The sequence below is a fragment of the Microcoleus sp. w1-18aA5 genome, assembly GCF_036701705.1.
Lineage (GTDB): Bacteria > Cyanobacteriota > Cyanobacteriia > Cyanobacteriales > Microcoleaceae > Microcoleus.
This window is the reverse complement of the sequence record NZ_JAUPTE010000167.1, coordinates 1-1,548: the sequence shown is the minus strand read 5'-3', so window position 1 is coordinate 1,548 and position 1,548 is coordinate 1. Positions and strand designations below refer to the sequence as shown.

General features: G+C 36.4%; 1 pseudogene. It reads left to right on the top strand.

Going from position 1 to position 1,548, the window contains the following annotated elements:
• The first annotated feature begins 111 nt into the window (after positions 1-111).
• Positions 112-1,475, top strand: a pseudogene (locus tag Q5691_RS27495) (IS4 family transposase).
• Positions 1,476-1,548 lie beyond the last annotated feature (73 nt).

The following is a 1,548-nucleotide window of genomic DNA, read 5'->3' as shown; positions in this document are numbered from 1 at the left end:
CATTTGTGACAAGTTAAGAAAAAGTGCGAATTGTCAAGGGGGTAGACCAAAAAAGGTAAAATAGGATGAAACCCTTACGGGTCAAGCAATTGAGTCCTAGTTGAACCAGTTATGACTAGCAAAAAACGAATCAACCGAGATCATGCAAAGAAAAAAAATAGTCCCCAAATAGAAAATGAAGCGATTGCGAATCACCTGGAAGATTTATTAATTCCCGCAATGGCTGCTCAAAAAACTTTTTATCGCCAACTAAATTTAAGAGATAGGATTCTGACACTACCCTTAATGATGGCAGCAATATTAAGTCTTTTATGGCGAAATGTAGCAGGAGTAACAGAATTAACCAGATTATTAAATAGAGAAGGATTTTTATGGTGTGAGCCGTCTGAAATTAGTCAACAAGCATTATCACAAAGATTTTTAACTTTTCCCGCAGTTTTATTTGAAAAAGTATTTAAAGAATTACTACCTCATTTTCGACGAAAATGGTTGATGAGAAAATCGAGACCATTACCAGATAGCGTACAATTTGCCTTAAAAAGCTTTGATAATATCTGGATAGCTGATGGCTCAACATTAGAAGCATTATTTAAGAAGCTACAAAGTTTATCAGATGTGCCAATTGGTCAATTAGCCGGAAAAATGGGAGTAATTATAGACCTAGTAACTCATCTTCCCGAAGAAATTTGGTTTGGGGAAAATCCGAAACAAGCAGATACTAATTGGGAGGAAGATTTACTAAAAACAGTTAAGCCAAAAACCTTACTGTTATTAGACCGAGGCTTCTATCACTTCGCTTTGTGGTCAAAACTCATTTCTCAAGAAATTGAATTTATCACTCGAATCAAGAAAGGTGCATCTTATCAAATCGAGCGGGTATTAACTAATACTTATGATGTCAAAGACCAGATAATTAAAATAGGTGCAGGCACAAAACAGACACCAGCTTTGACTATAAGATTAGTACAGATTCGCTCCAAGACTTCCTGGCCTTCTTATCTGACAAGTGTCCGAGAACCTGAAATATTGCCCCCTTATGTAGTAGCAGATTTATATCAAAGACGCTGGCGAATTGAAGACGCATTTTCTACAGTAAAAAGATTATTAAATCTCAGCTATTTATGGACAGGTTCATTAAACGGAATCAAGCTCCCAATCTGGGCTACTTGGCTATTTTATGCGGTTTTAGTAGATTTAGGAGATGCGGTTGCCGATGAATTAGGAGTACCAATTGAACGGATTTCATTAGAAATGATTTATCGGGGGATGTATCATTTCTCTGTTGCCTATCAAAAAGGATTAGCTTCGGACGCGAGTTAAGTATTTGGCCGCCGATAAAAATCAAGATTTAGGGATTGTTAAGCTAAGCATGAAAACCTCATGTCAGGCTAATTATTTCTCCTTTCCCTGGAACTCAAAGAAGTCCCGAACAATTGTTTTTCAACAATAAAGGAACAAATGGAGTCATATTTTAATTGGGTCAACAGGTCAAACATGAGTAATTTTACTCATTGACAATAGTGCTTTTAGCTTAACTTGTGAGTAATG